Here is a 16,517-nt window from a genome sequence, read left to right on the forward strand (position 1 = left end):
CGCACCGCAATCGGGCCTGTCGATGCCTGTGGACAACGGCCGGGAGGCGCGGGTCAGCCCTTCCAGAGGGCGAGCATCATCGCCTCGACAGCGATCCGCGGCTTGACGTTCGCCTCGATCGCCGCACGGCAGGCGAGCACGGCCTCCAGCCGGCGCAGCGACCCCTCGGCGTCCCACTTCTGCGCGCCGGCACCGGCCAGCGCGGCCGTGTCGGTGTGCACCGGGGCGACGGGTGCGCGCAGGGCCATGGTGAGCGCGTCCCGGTAGAAGCCGGCCAGGTCGACGAGCGCCCGGTCCAGTGCGTCCCGTTGGGCCCGGGTGGCCCGGGACTTCTGCCGCTTCTCCAGCTCCTTGAGCTGGCCGGCGGCTCCTCGCATGGCACCGGCCGCGCCCCGGCCGGTGCCGCCCGCGCCGAGCGCGGTCTCCAGCGCCGCCCGCTCGGTCGTGTCGGCCTCGGTGACCGACGCCTCGGCCTCCGCCTCGGCCGCCTCGATCAGCGCGGATGCCGCGTCGAACGCCGCACCGACACCGGTCAACCGACGGGGCACCGCGAGCACCGCCTCACGCCGTTTGCGGGCCTCCGGGTCGCGGGCCAACCGGCGGGCCCGACCCACGTGACCCTGCGCGGCCGCCGCCGCCCACTGCGCCACGTCGGGCGCGATGCCGTCCCGCCGAACCAGCACCTCGGCCACCGCGGTGGCCGGCGGCTGCCGCAGGGGTACGACCCGACAGCGCGACCGGATGGTCACCGAGATGTCGTCCGGGTGGGTGGACGGGGCGCAGAGCAGAAAGACCGTCCGCGGCGGGGGTTCCTCGATCGCCTTGAGCAGCGCGTTGCCGGCGGCCTCGGTGAGCCGGTCGGCGTCCTCGATGACCACCACCTGCCAGCGCCCGCCAGACGGGGTGCTGGCCGCGCGGAGCACCAGCGCGCGCATCTCGTTGACGCCGATGGAGAGCCCTTCGGGCACCACCATCCGCACGTCGGCGTGGGTGCCGCCCATCGTGGTGTGGCAGCCGGGGCACTCGCCGCAGCCGGTGCCGTGCACGCACTGGAGTGCGGCGGCGAACGCCCGTGCGGCGACGGAGCGGCCGGAGCCGGGTGGCCCGGTGAAGATCCACGCGTGCGTCATCCCGGTGGACGGGTCCATCCCGCCGGTCGCGGCGTCGTCGGCTGTGAACGCGTCGCCGCTGGCCGGGCCGGCGGCGACCAGCGCGGGTGCGCCAGCACGCAGCACGGCGGCTGCCGCGGCGGCCGCGCGCCGCAGCTCGATCACCGCCTCGTCCTGACCGACCAGGTCGGCGAAGACGTCCGGCATCAGGTCTTGTGCTCCATCGTCACCAGCTCCGCGTCGGATAACTCAGGCTGCACCGAGGTGTCCGGGCCCTGCGCCGGCCGCGGGTGCACGATGCCGCCCGGCTTGCCGAGCATCTCCTCGACCCGCCGGACCACCAGCGCGGTGATCTCGTCGGCCGGCCGGGACGCGTCGAGCACCAGGTAGCGCTTCGGGTCGGCGGCGGCGAGGTCGAGGAACGCGTACCGGACGCGCTCGTGGAAGGCGATCGACTCGGCCTCCAGCCGGTCGGTGCCGGTGTTGCGCGAGGCGACCCGGGACAGGCCGGTGCGCGGCTCGACATCCAGCAGCACCACCAGGTCGGGCTTGAGGCCCCCGGTCGCCCAGGAGGACAGCCAGGAGACCTCGTCGACGGGCAGGGTCCGGCCGGCGCCCTGGTACGCCAGGGACGAGTCGACGTACCGGTCACTGATCACCACGCCGCCGCGGACCAGCGCGGGGCGGACGACGGTGGCCACGTGGTGCGCCCGGTCGGCGGCGTAGAGCAGCGCCTCGGCGCGCGGTGACGGGGCGTCGTCGCCGGAGGTGTCCAGCACCAGCGACCGGATCCGCCGACCGACGCCGGTGGCCCCCGGCTCGCGGGTGACCACGACGTCGCGACCGTGGCCGCGCAGCCGCTCGGAGAGCGCGGTGAGCTGGGTGGACTTGCCGGCACCCTCGCCGCCCTCGAAGACCACGAAGAGCCCGGCGGAGACGAACGGCTCGGCGGGCATCAGCGGACGACCCCGGATGGAGCCCCAGAGGTCGGCGAGGACGGGTACGCCCTTCTTGTCGTCCATCTGGCCGAACGCGCTGATCCCGGCGAAGATGCCGGCCGCACCGGCGGCGAGCAGCAGCAGTCGGGTGGAGGAGACGGAGATGCCGAGGTCGGCGATCTCCAGCTTGCGAGAGCCGCCGACACCGACCAGCACGCTACTCAGGCCGATGGCCAGGATCAGCACCAGCCGGGTGCCGATCTGCACCACAGCGAAGACCCGCCCGCGCACCTCGTCGGCCACCTCGCCGCCGAGCAGCGTGGTGCCGGCCAGGAAGGCCATCCCGGCACCGGCGCCGACCAGCACCGCGCCGACGATCGCCATGGACAGGTGGATGGCGAAGGCGAGGGTCATCACGGCGGCGCTGGCCAGCACGATGCTCATGCCGAACCAGCGACGTCGGGACATCTCCTTGACGACCATCGGGCCGAGCCCGATGCCGAGCGCCAGGCCGACGAAGATGGCACCGAAGAGCAGGGAGAACGCCGCGTCGCCAGCACCCAGGGAGTTGGCGAAGAACTTGGCAGTGCCGACCACGATGCCGCCGCCGGCGAACGCGCCGAAGATGCCCAGCACCAGGCCACGGACGAGCGGGGTCTGGCCGATGTACTTCCAGCCCTCGGAGAACTGCCGGAACATGCTCTGCTCGGCACGCTCGGCCTCACCGCGTTGCGCCTCGCTGATCTCCTTGATCCCGAATGCCACCACCAGTGCGGTGGCGAGCCGGGAGAAGGAGTTGAACCAGAGCGCGAGCTGGGCCGGCTCGGCCCAGGAGGGCAGGTCGCCGCCGACGGCACCGCGGACGCCACGGTCGAGCACGGCGAGGCCGATGGCGGCGGCGACGGGGGTGAGGCCGTACGTGGTGATCAGGGTGAGCTGGTTGGCCGCTTCCAGCCGTGCCCGCGGGATCAGGTTCGGGACCGCGGCCTCCTTGGCCGGGATCCAGAGCAGGGTGAGCGACTCGATCAGGAAGGTGGCGATCAGCGCCCAGCCGACCACCAGGCCGCCCGCGGCGCCGCTGAGGGCGTAGAGCGGAATGGAGGCGAAGAGCACGAAGCGCAGCAGGTCGCAGATGACCATCGTCCAGCGCCGGTCGAACCGGTCGGCGAAGACGCCGGCCACCGGGCCGAGCACCAGCGCGGGCAGCAGCCGGATCGCGGTGACACCGCCGAACGCGGCGCCCTGGGCGGTGCTGCCCTGCACCTGCGAGGCGGCGAAGAGGGCGGTGGCCAGCAGGCCGAGCCAGTCACCGAAGGAGGCCGCGCCGAGCACGATCCAGAGCCGGCGGAACGGCCGGATGCGCAGCACGGAGCGGATCGCGGCATAGCCGGACGGATCAACCTGACCGCCGTTGGGCTGCGTGGCGGCGTTGCCCGACTGGTCACCTGAGCGCGACACGCCGGGCGACTCGCCGCTGTTCTGGCTTTCGATGGCCGTACCTCCACGTGCCGGCCCATCGCTGGGCACCTCCGGTGCAACACTCTAGACCCGGTGGGGGGCCACCCCCCGGGCGACATTCTCCTGCTCGCTGAGCCTAGGCCGCCGAAGGTACCGACCGCAGCCCGGACGTACGCGAGGGTATTTCGCATTTTCCGTCGGACAGTTAGCGTGCACACGTGGCCATCGAAAGCGACAAACTTCGCGAGCGCCTGGATCGGGCGACTGCCCACCTCGACCCCCCGTACGCGGTGGTCGACCTCACGGCCTTCGACGCCAATTCGGTCGCCCTGGCCGATCGCGCCGCCGGAAAGCCGGTCCGCCTCGCCAGCAAGTCGGTCCGCAGCCGGGAGTTGATCAGTCGAGCCCTCGCCCGGCCCGGCTGGCAGGGCGTGATGGCCTTCACAGTGCCCGAGGCGATCTGGCTGGTCCGGGCCGGCGTCAGCGATGACGTGCTGGTCGCGTACCCGAGCGCGGACCGGGCCGCCCTCGCCGAGCTGGGCGCCGATCCGGCCCTCGCCGCCGCGATCACCCTGATGGTCGACAGCACCGGCCAACTCGACCTCATCGACACCGTCGGGGCTCCGGGGCAGCGTGCCGAGCTGCGGCTCTGCCTGGACCTGGACGCCTCCTGGCGACCGCTGCGCGGGCGGGTGCACGTCGGCGTCCGCCGCTCACCGGTGCACAGCGCGCGGGCCGCCGGGGCGCTCGCCGCCGCCGTCGCCGGGCGGCCCGGCTTCCGGCTGGTCGGGCTCATGTCGTACGAGGCGCAGATCGCCGGCCTGGGCGACGCGCCGCCGGGCAGGACGCTGCTGGCCGGCGCGATCAGGCTGGCCCAGCGCAGCTCGTACCGCGAGTTGCTGGCCCGCCGTGGTGCGGCGGTCGCCGCGGTACGCGAGCACGCCGACCTGGAATTCGTCAACGGCGGCGGCACCGGCAGTGTGGCCGCTACCAGCGCCGATCCCGCGGTCACCGAGGTCACCGCGGGATCGGGCCTGTACGGGCCGACGCTGTTCGACGCCTACCGCGCCTGGCGGCCCACTCCGGCGGCGTTCTTCGCCTGCGCTGTGGTCCGCCGACCGACGCCGGAGTTGGCGACGGTGCTCGGCGGTGGCTGGATCGCCTCCGGCCCGGCCGCCGACAGTCGACTGCCCCGGCCGTGGCTACCGGCGGGGCTGAAGCTGGTCGGCACCGAGGGCGCCGGCGAGGTGCAGACTCCGTTGTCCGGAGCGGCGGCGGCCGGGCTGCGCGTCGGCGACCGGGTGTGGTTCCGGCACGCCAAGGCGGGCGAACTGTGTGAACGGGTCAACGAGTTGCACCTGGTCGAGGGGGACGCGGTCGTGGCGACCGTCCCCACCTACCGGGGTGAGGGGCACGCCTTCCTCTGAGACCGGACAGCCGCCCCCACCGCCGGCCGAGACCGGCGCCCCGCGCCGACTCAGGCCGGCTGGGCCGCCTCGGTCTGCTTGCCGACGGTGGCGCGGCCGTTGTCCGGGCCGTCGACCTGGCGGTGCAGGTACTCCCGGATCAAAGCCTTCGCCTCCAGCAGCACCCGCTCGTCGCCGTCGGACTTCCGACGGAACGCGAGCTTGATCAGCGCGTCCGCCGCCTCGACGGCGATCTCCAGCACGAAGCGCAGCTTGGGCACGTCGGTGAGCCCGAAACGCTCGGTGAGCACCCGGGCCAACTGGTCGGCGATCACGCCGTTGTTGTCCCGCTGCTCGTCGAGCAGGTGCAGGTCGACCACGTCGCCGAAGTGCAGGGTCCGGAACCCGGGGACGGTGCGGTGCATCGTGATGTACTCGTCGATGCCCGCGTCGACGCCGTCCCACCAGTGGGTCATCTCGTCGGACGCGAACCGCTCGTCGAGGCGCTGGAGATAGGACTCCATGGTTCGCAGGGTCAGCGCCTGCACGATCGCCCGCTTGTCCGGAAAGAACTGGTAGACCGACCCGATCGCCACCTCGGCCCGCTCGGCGAGCAGGGTGGTGGTCAGCCCCTCGTACCCCACCTCGTCGACGAGTTCGGCGCAGGCATCCAACATGCGCTGTACCCGCGCGACACTTCGACCTTGCACCGGTACGCGGCGCAGCGGCCCGGTCGTGGCGGCTGGTGTGGACACTCTGCGCCACCCCCCTTCGACGGATGAACATATCTCCACGTCACGAGTCCGTGACTACCGGTACAACGAGCGGATCGCAATTGCGGTATTTACCAGCTAGAACGTTCCTGATATGAAGTCAGTTCATATTCATGAATGAGGAGCGCGCATGGTCCGCACCGCACCGCTCGGGGCTGGATGGTCCAACTGGGCCGGGAACCAGCGTGGCAGCGCCAGCACGATCCTGCGCCCCGGCTCGCCGACCGACGTCGCAGAAGCCGTCCGATCTGCCGCCGCCGACGGTGGTCGGATCCGGGTGACGGGCAGCGGCCACTCGTTCACCGCCGTCGCGCTCGCCGACGACCGTCGGATGGACCTGTCCGACCTGGACACCATGGTCAGCGTCGACGTCGCCCATCGACTGGTCACCGTACCGGCGGGAATGACCCTGCACGCACTCAACGGTCTGCTCGCCCGGCACGGCCTCGCGCTGCCCAACCTCGGCGACATCGACGCGCAGACAGTCGCCGGGGCGATCTCCACCGGCACCCACGGCACCGGAGCAGGCTACGGGTGCCTCTCCACCTTCGTCGAGGCGATCACACTGGTCACCGGCACCGGCGAGGTGCTGCGTTGCTCCGCCGACGAGCATCCCGACGTCCTCGCCGCCGCCCGGGTGTCGCTCGGCGCGCTCGGCGTCCTGGTCGAGGTGACACTGCGCTGCGTGGACGCCTTCGTCCTGCGCGCCCACGAACGCCCGGCTGAGCTGGCCAACGTACTCGCCGAACTACCCGAGCTGATCGGCCGGCACGACCACGTCGAGTTCTACTGGTTCCCGTACACGTCCCGGGTCCAGGTCAAGGCCAACGACCGGGTACCCGCCAACGACCGGCCGCTGTCCCGTTGGCGCGGCTGGGTGGACGACGACTTCCTGTCCAACCGGGTCTTCGCCGGGGCCTGCCGACTCGGCCGGGCCGTGCCCGCGCTGGCACCGGGCATCAGCGCGGTCTCCGCCCGCGCCCTCACCGAACGCCAGTACACCGGCCGCTCCGACCGGGTCTTCTGCACTCCGCGCCGAGTCCGCTTCGTGGAGATGGAGTACGGCCTGCCCCGCGAGGCGTTGCCGGAGGCGCTGGCCGCGCTCCAGCGGATCGTGGACGGCCTGCCGTTCAAGGTGCTCTTCCCGGTGGAGGTGCGATTCACCGCCGCCGACGACATCTGGCTGTCGCACGGCTACGGCCGGGACAACGCCTACATCGCCGTGCACCAGTACGTCGGCATGCCGTACGAGCCGTACTTCCGGGCCTTCGAGGAGGTGGCCGCCGGGCTGGGCGGTCGCCCACACTGGGGCAAGCTGCACTACCGCGACGCCGCCTCGCTGGCCACGGCGTACCCCCGCTTCGCCGACTTCCAGGCCGTCCGCGACCGCCTAGACCCCCACCGAGTCTTCACCAACCCCCACCTGAACCACATCCTCGGGGCCTGACCGCCCTGGCCTAGGGATCTTGGAGGGAAACTGCCCTTCCAGGGGCACATTTCCTCCAAGATCTTCATCCTTTCCATCCAGCCGCCCGCAGCGCCTCCAGGATTTGACGGAGAACCTCGTCCGGGTGAGTACGGATCGCCCAGGCGGGAAACCGGAGCACGCGGTCGCCTTCGCTCCACAGATCGTTCTGGCGTCGCATGTCGGCCCACCAGGCCCGGGGATCAATGTGTTGGCCGCCGTCGATCTCGACATGCACCCTCCACTCCTCGAAGTAGGCGTCCAGGTAGCGACGTCGCCCGGTCGAGTCGTAGCGGATCTTCTGCCGCGCTGGCTCGGGTAGACCCGCGCGACGGATCAGCCCTAGGAAGTCCAGCTCCGCCAGGGAGTGGGCACCGCCTGCGGCGTCCGCCGCCGTGGCCAACATCAGCTGGCGACGGCGGACCCGGGGCAGCCGTTCGACGATCCGGCTGAGGTCGTCGCCGGCCACGATCCGTTGTTGAAATGCGGCGGCGATGATCGTCCGCGCCTGCTGGTCGTCGCCTGCCCACTGCGCGGCGTCCACGATTGAACGAGCCGGCATGGTCCGCTTGGGTTGCCCGACCGCCAGCACGTCCTGGTCCCGCAGTGTCACGGTCCGATGCGCGAGCACACCGGCTGGCAGTGAGCCGCGCCGGCAGGAGGCGGGGAGCAGGATGTGGATCGGGCGACCGGGGAAGCCCCGTAATCCTCCGGCCTGCGCTGCGGTCAGGCCACCGAGGATTGCCTGCGGACCTGCAGCGAGAACAGCGGCCCACCGGAGCTGACCGGCGCTGACCGGGCCGTTGTGCGCGACAAACACGGCTCGATGAATCTGCCGCCACGTCCCGGTCGCCACCCGGTGCCGAATGGCCTTGGGCGACAGGTACCGCCTCGCCTGCTCGAGGCTCAGCACGTCCTCTTGGTGGAAGAGCAGCCAGGTCAGCTCGTCCGCGTCATCGCTCGGCAGCCGGCGACCCCAGGCGGCCGCTGACCATGCCCTCCGGAGACTCATGACCGTCAAGTCTCGCCATCACCAACCCCGCCGGCAGCCCCTGTGGATAAACGACGAGATCTTGGAAGGCGAACGCCCTTGGAGGGGCTGGTTGCTTCCAAGATCTCGTCGTTCCGGGCTACTCCGTGCTGGTGGCGGCCTTGCGCGGGGCGGCCTTCTTCGCCGGAGCCTTCTTCGCCGCCGTCGCCTTGGCGGTGGTGGTCTTCTTCGCGGCAGTGGACTTGCTGGCGGCGGCCGTCTTCTTGGTGGCAGTGGCCTTCTTGGCAGTGGCCTTCTTGGCGGGGGCCTTCTTGGCGGGGGCCTTCTTCGCCGCCGCCTTCTTCTTCGGCGCCGGACCCTTGGCCCGCTTCTCGGCCAGCATCTCGGACGCCTCCGCGAGGCTCAACTCCTCCGGCGTCTGCCCGCGCCGCAGCGACGCGTTGAACTCGCCGTCGGTCACGTACGGGCCGAACCGGCCGTCCTTGATCACCAAAGGCTTCTCGGTCGCCGGGTCCGCGCCCATCTCGCGCAGCGGCGGTGCCGCGGCACGCCGTCCACGGGCCTTCGGGGCGGCCAGCAGAGCCAGCGCCTCGTCCAGGCCGACAGTGAACATCTGGTCCTCGGACTCCAGCGAACGGAACTCCTCGCCCCGCTTGACGTACGGGCCGTAGCGACCGTTGTTCGCGAAGACCTCGACGCCGTCCGGCGCGACACCGACCAGCCGGGGAAGGCTGAGCAGCTTCAGCGCCTCCTCCAGGGTCAGCGAGTCCGGGGTCTGGGTACGCAGCAGCGACGACTTCCGCTCGCCGCTGGAGACGTACGGGCCGAACCGGCCGGACTTGAGCACGATCGGCTCGCCGGTGGCGGGGTCGTCGCCGAGCTTGCGCTCGCCGCTGCCGCCGAGGAACAGCTCGTGCACCTTCTCCGGGGTCAGCTCGTCCGGGGCCAGGCCCTCGGGGATCGGTGCCCGGTCACCCTGGGTGCCGCCCTCCTCGCCCTCACCTGAGGCCGGTGCCGGCTGCTCGCCGCCGGGCAACTCCCGTTGTAGGTACGGCCCGTAGCGGCCGACCCGCACCACGACCTCGCGGCCGTCGTCGTCGGTGAAGAGCGGGATGGAGTTGACGCTGCGGGCGTCGATGTCGCTGAGGTTCTCGGTGACCAGCTTCTTGAGCCCGCCGGAACGGGCGATGTCCTGGTCGCCGGCACCGTTGGAGCTGCCGAAGTAGAACGCGGTGAGGAAGTCGACAGCGGCGTGGTCGCCGCCGGCGATCTCGTCCAGCTCGTTCTCCATGGTGGCGGTGAAGTCGTAGTCGATCAGGCGCGGGTAGTGCCGCTCCATCAGCCCGATCACCGCGAAGGCCAGGAAGGTCGGGATCATCGCCTGGCCGCGCTTGGTGACGTACCCCCGGTCCTGGATCGTCTGCATGATCGACGCGTAGGTGGACGGGCGGCCGATGCCCAGCTCTTCCAGGGCCTTGACCAGCGACGCCTCGGTGTAGCGCGACGGCGGCTGGGTGTGGTGGCCCTGCGCGGCCAACTCGTCGGCGGTCAGCGGCTGGTCCTTGACCAGGGTGGGCAGCCGGCGCTCGGCGTCCTCGGCCTCGGCGTTCTCGTCGTCGCTGGACTCGACGTACGCGCGCAGGAAGCCCGGGTCGGTGATGGTCTTGCCGGTCGCGCCGAAGTCGGCCTCCTCCTGGGAGGTGGAGACCGCGCGGATGCGCACCGACACGCTGGAGCCGACCGCGTCGGTCATCTGCGAGGCGATGGTGCGCCGCCAGATCAGCTCGTAGAGCTTGAACTCCTCGGCGGACAGCTCCTTGGCCACCTCGCCCGGGGTACGGAAGTTGTCCCCCGCCGGGCGGATCGCCTCGTGCGCCTCCTGCGCGTTCTTCACCTTGCCGGTGTAGCGACGCGGCTCCGGCGGAACGCTGCGCTCGCCGTACAGCTCGACGATCTGCCGGCGGGCCGCCGAGATGGCGGTCTCCGACAGGTTCACCGAGTCGGTACGCATATAGGTGATGTAGCCGTTCTCGTACAGGCGCTGCGCGGTGCGCATCGTCTGCTGCGACGAGAGGCGCAGCTTGCGGGCCGCCTCCTGCTGGAGGGTCGAGGTGATGAACGGCGCGTACGGGCGACGGCGGTAAGGCTTCTCCTCGACCCGGGTGACGGTGAACGGCCGCCCCTCCAGCCGGGCCGCGAGACCCCGGGCGCCACTCTCGTCGAGGTGGACGACGCCAGCACCGGCCCGGACGCGACCGGTGGTCGGCTCGAAGTCCTTACCGGTGGCGATCCGGTCGCCGTTCAGGGCGATCAGGGTGGCGTTGAAGGCACGCGGGCCCTCGCCGGCGTTGGCCACCGCGAGGGTGGCCAGGATGTCCCAGTACTCGGCGGTGCGGAAGGCCATCCGCTGCCGTTCCCGCTCGACCACGATGCGGGTCGCCACGGACTGCACGCGGCCGGCCGAGAGCCTCGGCATGACCTTCTTCCACAGCACCGGGGAGACCTCGTAGCCGTACAGGCGGTCGAGGATCCGGCGGGCCTCCTGGGCGTCGACCAGGTCGCGGTCGATCTCCCGGGGGTTGGCCACCGCCGCCTGGATCGCCGGCTTGGTGATCTCGTGGAAGACCATCCGCTTGACGGGCACCTTGGGCTTCAGCGTCTCGACCAGGTGCCAGGCGATCGCCTCACCCTCGCGGTCCTCATCCGTCGCCAGGAAGATCTCGTCGACCTCCTTGGCCAGCTTGACCAGCTTGCTGATCTGCTGCTTCCGGTCGGCGGAGACGACGTAGAGCGCGTGGAAGCCGTTGTCGACGTCCACCCCGAGCCGGGCCCAGGGCTCCTTCTTGTATTTGGCCGGAACGTCGGCGGCGTTGCGCGGCAGGTCGCGGACGTGACCGAAGCTGGCCTCCACGACGTACCCCGGGCCAAGGTAGCCCGAGATCGTCTTGGCCTTCGCCGGTGACTCGACGATGACCAGACGGGTGGTTCCAGCTTCGTTTGGCACGTCTCTCCCCGACCTCACTCCTGCTCGTGGCCTGCCGGCGCCCGGACAGCCACCGCTTTCGACCCCGCCGTCGTACCGGCGGTCCGGATGTCCAACGTAACGCGCCGCCCGCGTTTCGGGTTTCGCGGGCCGCAAACCGCTTCGACGTGGCGGTCGACACCACCGCGCCGCGCTCGGCACTGCCGGACGGCGCCACCGTACACCGTGGGTAGGGCTCGAAGCGGGTCACTGTGACGATGGCGGACCCACGACCGAGGTCCGACCCGCCCGTTTTCCGCCTGGATCGACCCGCCGGCTGTCCGGCACCGGACACCCGGGCACCGCCGCCAACCTGGGCGGAATGACCGATTCAGGGCCGCGTTGGCCAGGCGCCGGCCGGCGCCAAGCGCGGCGGCCCGCCAACCAGTTCGGCGAGTCGGGCCAGCCGGCGGCGGCCGCTGATCCGGTACGCCGGACCGCCCTCACCCGGGCCGAGCAGCGTCCCCGCCAGCCCGGCCGCGCCGAGCGCCACCCCGATCGACTCCCAACACTCCTGGTCGTCGGCGCCCAGCCGCAACAGGAAGCAGTCCGGAGGTTCCGGCGTACCGGCCGCGGCGAGCCACAACCGCAGCCGCCGGCCGGTCAGGTGGAAGACGGCCGGCGGGCGTTTCGTCGTACCGTGCAGCCAGGCGGCCGCGAGCGGCTTCAAGACCCGGGTGTACGACGTACGGACGGCGTGTCGCTCGCCCTCGGTCGGCTCCCAGTTCGCCGCGAGCCCACGCGACGCCAGTTCGGCGACGAGCACGTGCACCCGCCAGGCGGCGTCCACCTGCACGGAGAGACGGGCCGTGCCGCCCATCCGGACCACCTCACCCGGCCCGGCGAGCAGCCCGGCCAGGTCGGCGACTGTCGGTTCGGCCGCGTCCGCGCCGAAGAAGACGAGTTGTCTGCCCGCGTCGTCATCCTGCTGGGAAGAGGTGTGCTGCGCCGGGCCGCTCTGCGGCGCGCCGCCGCGGCGGCGCCCGGGAGTGGGCGTGTCGGACTCGGGCGCGGGAAACAGCGCCGGGGGTGGCTGTGCCTCCCCGGTGTCACCGAGCCCGCTCAGCGACACTCCGGCACCTCGTCGAATGCCTGTTTCAACTCCTCGGAGTTGAGTTTGCTGGTGTCCAGCGCGCTGGCGTCGTACTCCTTGTTGAGGGTGTCCACGGCGGCCCGCACGCCGTCGTAGAAGGCGGTCGGCTCGCCGGTGCCCAGGCCGTCGATGGTGTCCCGGGCCCGGCCGTACGCGTCCCGCATCTTCCCCAGTGAGCTGCGGAAACCCGCGGAGATGACCTCGCCGTTCTCGGCCTCCGGGACACCCGCCTTCTCCACCTTGCGGCGGGCGGCCTCGCTGGCCTGCTCCGCCCCGTCGAAGAGCCGCACCAGGTTCTCCTTGGCCTGCGCCGGCGTGGTCTGCGCGGTCATCTGCTCGTCGGTGCTGCTGGTCAGCTTGCTGATCTCGGAGCGCCACGGGGTGAGCGCACCGCAGACCGAGGCCGCCCAGGCCCGTGGGCTGGGACCCCCGCCGCAGCCGGCCAGGACGACGATCGTGGCCAGGACCACCGTGAACTTTCCGGCGGCAGACGCCCGGCACGTACGCATGCGTTGCAGCGTACGGCCTTTGGCCAGGTGTGGCATCGGGCCGGACGGCCGGGGTCCCCGGTCGACGGGCTACGTCGACCGGGGACCCCGGACCGGTACTGGATCAGGCGTTTACCGTCTCCGGCCGGTGATCGGTGCTGCCCGCGCCGGTGTTGCCATCGGCGTCCGAATCGGACATCGCGATGCCCTTGCGCTTGCTGAACACCACCGACGCCACGATGATCAGCGTCGCGACCAGCGCGATACCGACCCGCAGACCCACGTTGCGGTCGTCGCCGACGCTCCAGGCCACCACGGCGGGTGCGATCAGCAGCGAGACCAGGTTCATCACCTTGATCAGCGGGTTGATCGCCGGGCCGGCGGTGTCCTTGAACGGGTCGCCGACGGTGTCGCCGATGACAGTGGCGGCGTGCGCCTCGGAGCCCTTGCCGCCGTACGCGCCGTCCTCGACCAGCTTCTTGGCGTTGTCCCAGGCCCCACCGGAGTTGGACAGGAACACCGCCATCAGGGTGCCGGCACCGATAGCACCGGCCAGGTACGCCGCGAGCGCACCGGGCCCGAGGCCGAAGCCGACAGCGATCGGCGCCAGGATGGCGAGCAGGCCGGGGGTCATCAGCTCGCGCTGCGCGTCCCGGGTGCAGATGTCGACGACCTTGCCGTACTCCGGGCGCTGGGTGCCGTCCATGATGCCGGGCAGCTCACGGAACTGCCGGCGGACCTCCATCACCACGGCACCGGCCGAGCGGGACACCGCGTTGATGGCCAGCCCGGAGAAGAGGAAGACCACCGCCGCGCCGATGATCAGGCCGACCAGGTTGCGCGGGTTCGCCACGTTCAGCGCGTTGAGGATCTCGTTGCCGACGTCGCCCACGCCAGCAGTCGCGTACGCGCTGCTGAGGGTGTCGGTGTACGACCCGAACAGCGCGGTCGCGGCGAGCACCGCAGTGGCGATCGCAATGCCCTTGGTGATCGCCTTGGTGGTGTTGCCGACCGCGTCCAGCTCGGTCAGCGTGCGCGCGCCGTGCTCGTCGATGTCGCCGGACATCTCGGCGATGCCCTGGGCGTTGTCGGAGATCGGCCCGAAGGTGTCCATCGCGACGATCACGCCGACGGTGGTGAGCAGGCCGGTGCCGGCCAGCGCCACAGCGAAGAGCGACAGCGTGATGGAGCTGCCGCCGAGGAGGAAGGCGCCGAAGACGCCGGCGCCGATCAGCAGCGCCGAGTAGACGGCCGACTCCAGACCGATACTGATGCCGGCCAGGATCACCGTCGCCGCACCGGTCTGCGAGCTCTTGCCGATGTCCTGCACCGGTCGCCGTTTGGTCTCGGTGAAGTAGCCGGTCAGCGCCTGGATCGCGGCGGCCAGCACGATGCCGATCACCACCGCGCCGATGGCCACCAGCCGCGGGTTGCCGGTGGCGTCGGTGAGGCCACTGTCGAACTCGCCGAACGTCGCCGGAAGGTACGCGTAGGCGGCGATCGCCACCAGCACCGCGGAGAGCACCGCCGACAGGTAGAAGGCCCGGTTGATAGCGGTCAGGGCGTTACGGTCGGACGCGCGCAGCCGGGTGATGAAGACGCCGACGATCGCGATCAGCACGCCGATGGTGGAGATGATCAGCGGGAAGACCAGGCCCTGCTCGCCGAACGCGGCGCGGCCGAGGATCAGCGCGGCGACGAGCGTCACGGCGTACGACTCGAACAGGTCGGCGGCCATGCCGGCGCAGTCACCGACGTTGTCGCCCACGTTGTCGGCGATGGTGGCGGCGTTGCGCGGGTCATCCTCGGGGATGCCCTGCTCGACCTTGCCGACCAGGTCGGCGCCGACGTCGGCGGCCTTGGTGAAGATGCCGCCGCCGACCCGCATGAACATCGCGAGCAGCGCGGCGCCGAAGCCGAAGCCCTCCAGCACTGTGGGCGCGTCACCCCGGTAGACGAGGACGACCAGCGCCGCACCGAAGAGGCCGAGGCCGACGGTGAAGAAGCCGACGACGCCGCCGGTCTGGAAGGCGATCTTCATGGCCGCCTCGCGGCCGCCTACTCGCTCTCTCGCGGCGGCGGCCACGCGCAGGTTGGCGCGGGTGGCCAGCCACATGCCGGCGCCGCCGATGAACGCGCTGAACAGGGCGCCCACCACGAAGAAGAGTGAGCGGCCGATCTTCACCGCGAGCTCATTGCCATCGGTGTCGTGCACCGGAAGCAGGAAGAGCAGCACGACGGCGACGACGACGAAGATCGCCAGGGTGCGGAATTGACGGAGCAGGTAGGCCGAGGCGCCCTCCTGGACCGCCCCCGAGATCTCCTGCATTTTCTCGGTGCCCTTACCAGCGGCCAGCACCGTTTTCGTCAGGGCGGCAGCGAAACCGAGCGCCACCAACGCGACGACCGCGGCGATGACGACGTAGGTGACATTGCTTCCGGTAAGGGAAAGCCCGCCGCCGTCGGCGGCCAAGGTCTCGGACATCTGTGTCCTCCTGTTACCGAACAATCGCGCCGGTGAGTGGAGACGCACTGACCGACGCCTGGATGCGGACTCGCAAGCGCGCGCCAACCCACCAGCGGACCAGCGATGAACACCCATACCCGCTGGCTGCGGGATGGGTCACTTGCTGACAACCCGGGTACTGTAGCCCTCCGCAGTGTTGGAGGTCACACCCAGGTGGCACCGTGTCGCGATGATCTTCGTCGCTGTGTTATGAAACGAAATCTGATATAGGGCCCGATCCATGCGAAGAAGGCCGCATCCCCAGCAGGGGACACGGCCTACGCAGCGGAAGTGGGTCAGCGGCCGACCGGCCACACCATCCGGACCTCGGTGCCGATGCCCTCGTCGACCGGGCGCACCTGCAGGTCCTCGACGAAGCCGGCGAGAAGCGCGAAGCCGACGCCGGTGGTCAGCGCCTCATCGGTGAGCGACTCGTTGGCAAGCTCGTCCGGCGGCAGCGCGGTCAGACCGATGCCCGCCTCGATCGGCGCCCGATCCACCACCCGCACGGCGTACGAGCCACCGTCGGACATCTCCACCAGCACCGGGTCGGCCAGGCCGTACTGCCGGTGCAGCGCCACCGCGCGCGTGCACGCCTCACCGATGGCCAGACGCACCTCGTCCAGCAAGTCCTCCCGGACCCCGGCCCGCCGGGCGACGGCGACGCCGACCAGGCGGGCGGTGCGCACGTGCACCGGGGCGGGCGAGAAGGAGAGCTTGACTGTCGCCATCACGCGCCGGCGCCCGCCGAGTCGGCGCTGATCGCCGCGTCGACCGTCGGGTGCAGCGGAAACACCTGGTCCAGTGCGGTGATCCGGAAGATCTTGAGCAGCGGCTCCTTGTCGCAGACCAGGGCGAACGAACCGCCGGCCGAACGGAGCCGCTTGAGCGCGCCGACCAGCACGCCCAGCCCGGTGGAGTCGAGGAAGTCCACCCGACCGAGGTCGACAACCACGTGACGTGCGCCACCGTCGATCAGTTCGAGGAGTCGTTCACGGAGCCGGGGCGCGGTGTAGACGTCCACCTCACCACCGACCTCGAGCACCGTGTGCTCGCCCACGGTGCGGGTCGCCAGTGACAGCTCCATCGGTCCTCCTCGCCAGAGCCGTAAACTCTCGTGGGCATCTAACCACTACCGCCGGGACGGCCTGCGGACACCAGCGGAGGCTTCCCCTTACCCCGGTGTCCGACTTTTCATCTCCGAACACCAGTGCGAGAGTGCAGGGCGTGACCTCCAACGACTTCAGCTCCGCGCGCGGCACGCCGCG

Annotated in this window: 12 protein-coding genes; 2 read left to right on the top strand and 10 right to left on the bottom strand. The window is 71.1% G+C overall.

Translation table 11 applies throughout. From position 1 onward, the window contains the following. Positions 1-53 precede the first annotated feature (53 nt). On the bottom strand, positions 54-1,316 hold the full coding sequence (locus OH804_RS25985; RefSeq protein ID WP_196920703.1) for a DNA polymerase III subunit delta': 1,263 nt from the start codon (positions 1,314-1,316) through the stop codon (positions 54-56). Continuing rightward, on the bottom strand, positions 1,316-3,415 hold the full coding sequence (tmk, locus tag OH804_RS25990; protein WP_406066671.1) for a dTMP kinase: 2,100 nt from the start codon (positions 3,413-3,415) through the stop codon (positions 1,316-1,318). Before tmk ends, OH804_RS25985 begins: the two co-directional genes overlap by 1 nt. A gap of 308 nt (positions 3,416-3,723) precedes the next feature. Between tmk and OH804_RS25995 the strand changes: the two genes are divergently transcribed. Then, positions 3,724-4,932, top strand: a complete 1,209-nt coding sequence (locus tag OH804_RS25995; protein WP_406060100.1) for an amino acid deaminase/aldolase — start codon at positions 3,724-3,726, stop codon at positions 4,930-4,932. 50 nt (positions 4,933-4,982) lie between these two features. Here OH804_RS25995 and OH804_RS26000 read toward each other — a convergent pair whose 3' ends face one another. Then, positions 4,983-5,588 carry a TetR family transcriptional regulator gene (locus OH804_RS26000; RefSeq protein WP_406060102.1) on the bottom strand — a complete coding sequence of 202 codons (606 nt, stop codon included), beginning with the start codon at positions 5,586-5,588 and terminating at the stop codon, positions 4,983-4,985. Positions 5,589-5,814: 226 nt separating this feature from the next. Between OH804_RS26000 and OH804_RS26005 the strand changes: the two genes are divergently transcribed. After that, entirely contained in the window at positions 5,815-7,131 is a 1,317-nt protein-coding gene (locus OH804_RS26005; RefSeq protein WP_406060104.1) for a D-arabinono-1,4-lactone oxidase, read from the top strand. A gap of 64 nt (positions 7,132-7,195) precedes the next feature. Here OH804_RS26005 and OH804_RS26010 read toward each other — a convergent pair whose 3' ends face one another. The 7 genes from OH804_RS26010 to OH804_RS26040 form a co-directional block, all read right to left on the bottom strand. Continuing rightward, positions 7,196-8,161, bottom strand: coding sequence for a DUF559 domain-containing protein (locus OH804_RS26010; protein ID WP_406060106.1), 966 nt, complete (start codon positions 8,159-8,161; stop codon positions 7,196-7,198). 118 nt (positions 8,162-8,279) lie between these two features. Then, positions 8,280-11,144, bottom strand: a complete 2,865-nt coding sequence (topA, locus tag OH804_RS26015) for a type I DNA topoisomerase (RefSeq protein ID WP_406060108.1) — start codon at positions 11,142-11,144, stop codon at positions 8,280-8,282. Between the two features lie 349 nt (positions 11,145-11,493). Further along, complete coding sequence (locus OH804_RS26020) at positions 11,494-12,234, bottom strand: hypothetical protein (RefSeq protein WP_406060110.1); 741 nt, start codon at positions 12,232-12,234, stop codon at positions 11,494-11,496. Further along, a complete protein-coding gene (locus OH804_RS26025; protein WP_406060113.1) occupies positions 12,225-12,764 on the bottom strand; it encodes a hypothetical protein in 540 nt (179 codons plus the stop codon). Before OH804_RS26025 ends, OH804_RS26020 begins: the two co-directional genes overlap by 10 nt. A gap of 103 nt (positions 12,765-12,867) precedes the next feature. After that, entirely contained in the window at positions 12,868-15,228 is a 2,361-nt protein-coding gene (locus OH804_RS26030; RefSeq protein ID WP_406060114.1) for a sodium-translocating pyrophosphatase, read from the bottom strand. Positions 15,229-15,545: 317 nt separating this feature from the next. Further along, on the bottom strand, positions 15,546-15,983 hold the full coding sequence (locus OH804_RS26035; protein ID WP_030334228.1) for an ATP-binding protein: 438 nt from the start codon (positions 15,981-15,983) through the stop codon (positions 15,546-15,548). Then, on the bottom strand, positions 15,980-16,336 hold the full coding sequence (locus tag OH804_RS26040) for an STAS domain-containing protein (RefSeq protein ID WP_179781807.1): 357 nt from the start codon (positions 16,334-16,336) through the stop codon (positions 15,980-15,982). Before OH804_RS26040 ends, OH804_RS26035 begins: the two co-directional genes overlap by 4 nt. Between the last annotated feature and the right edge of the window lie 181 nt (positions 16,337-16,517).

Source organism: Micromonospora sp. NBC_00860 (assembly GCF_045207375.1).
Taxonomy (GTDB): Bacteria; Actinomycetota; Actinomycetes; order Mycobacteriales; family Micromonosporaceae; genus Micromonospora; species Micromonospora vinacea.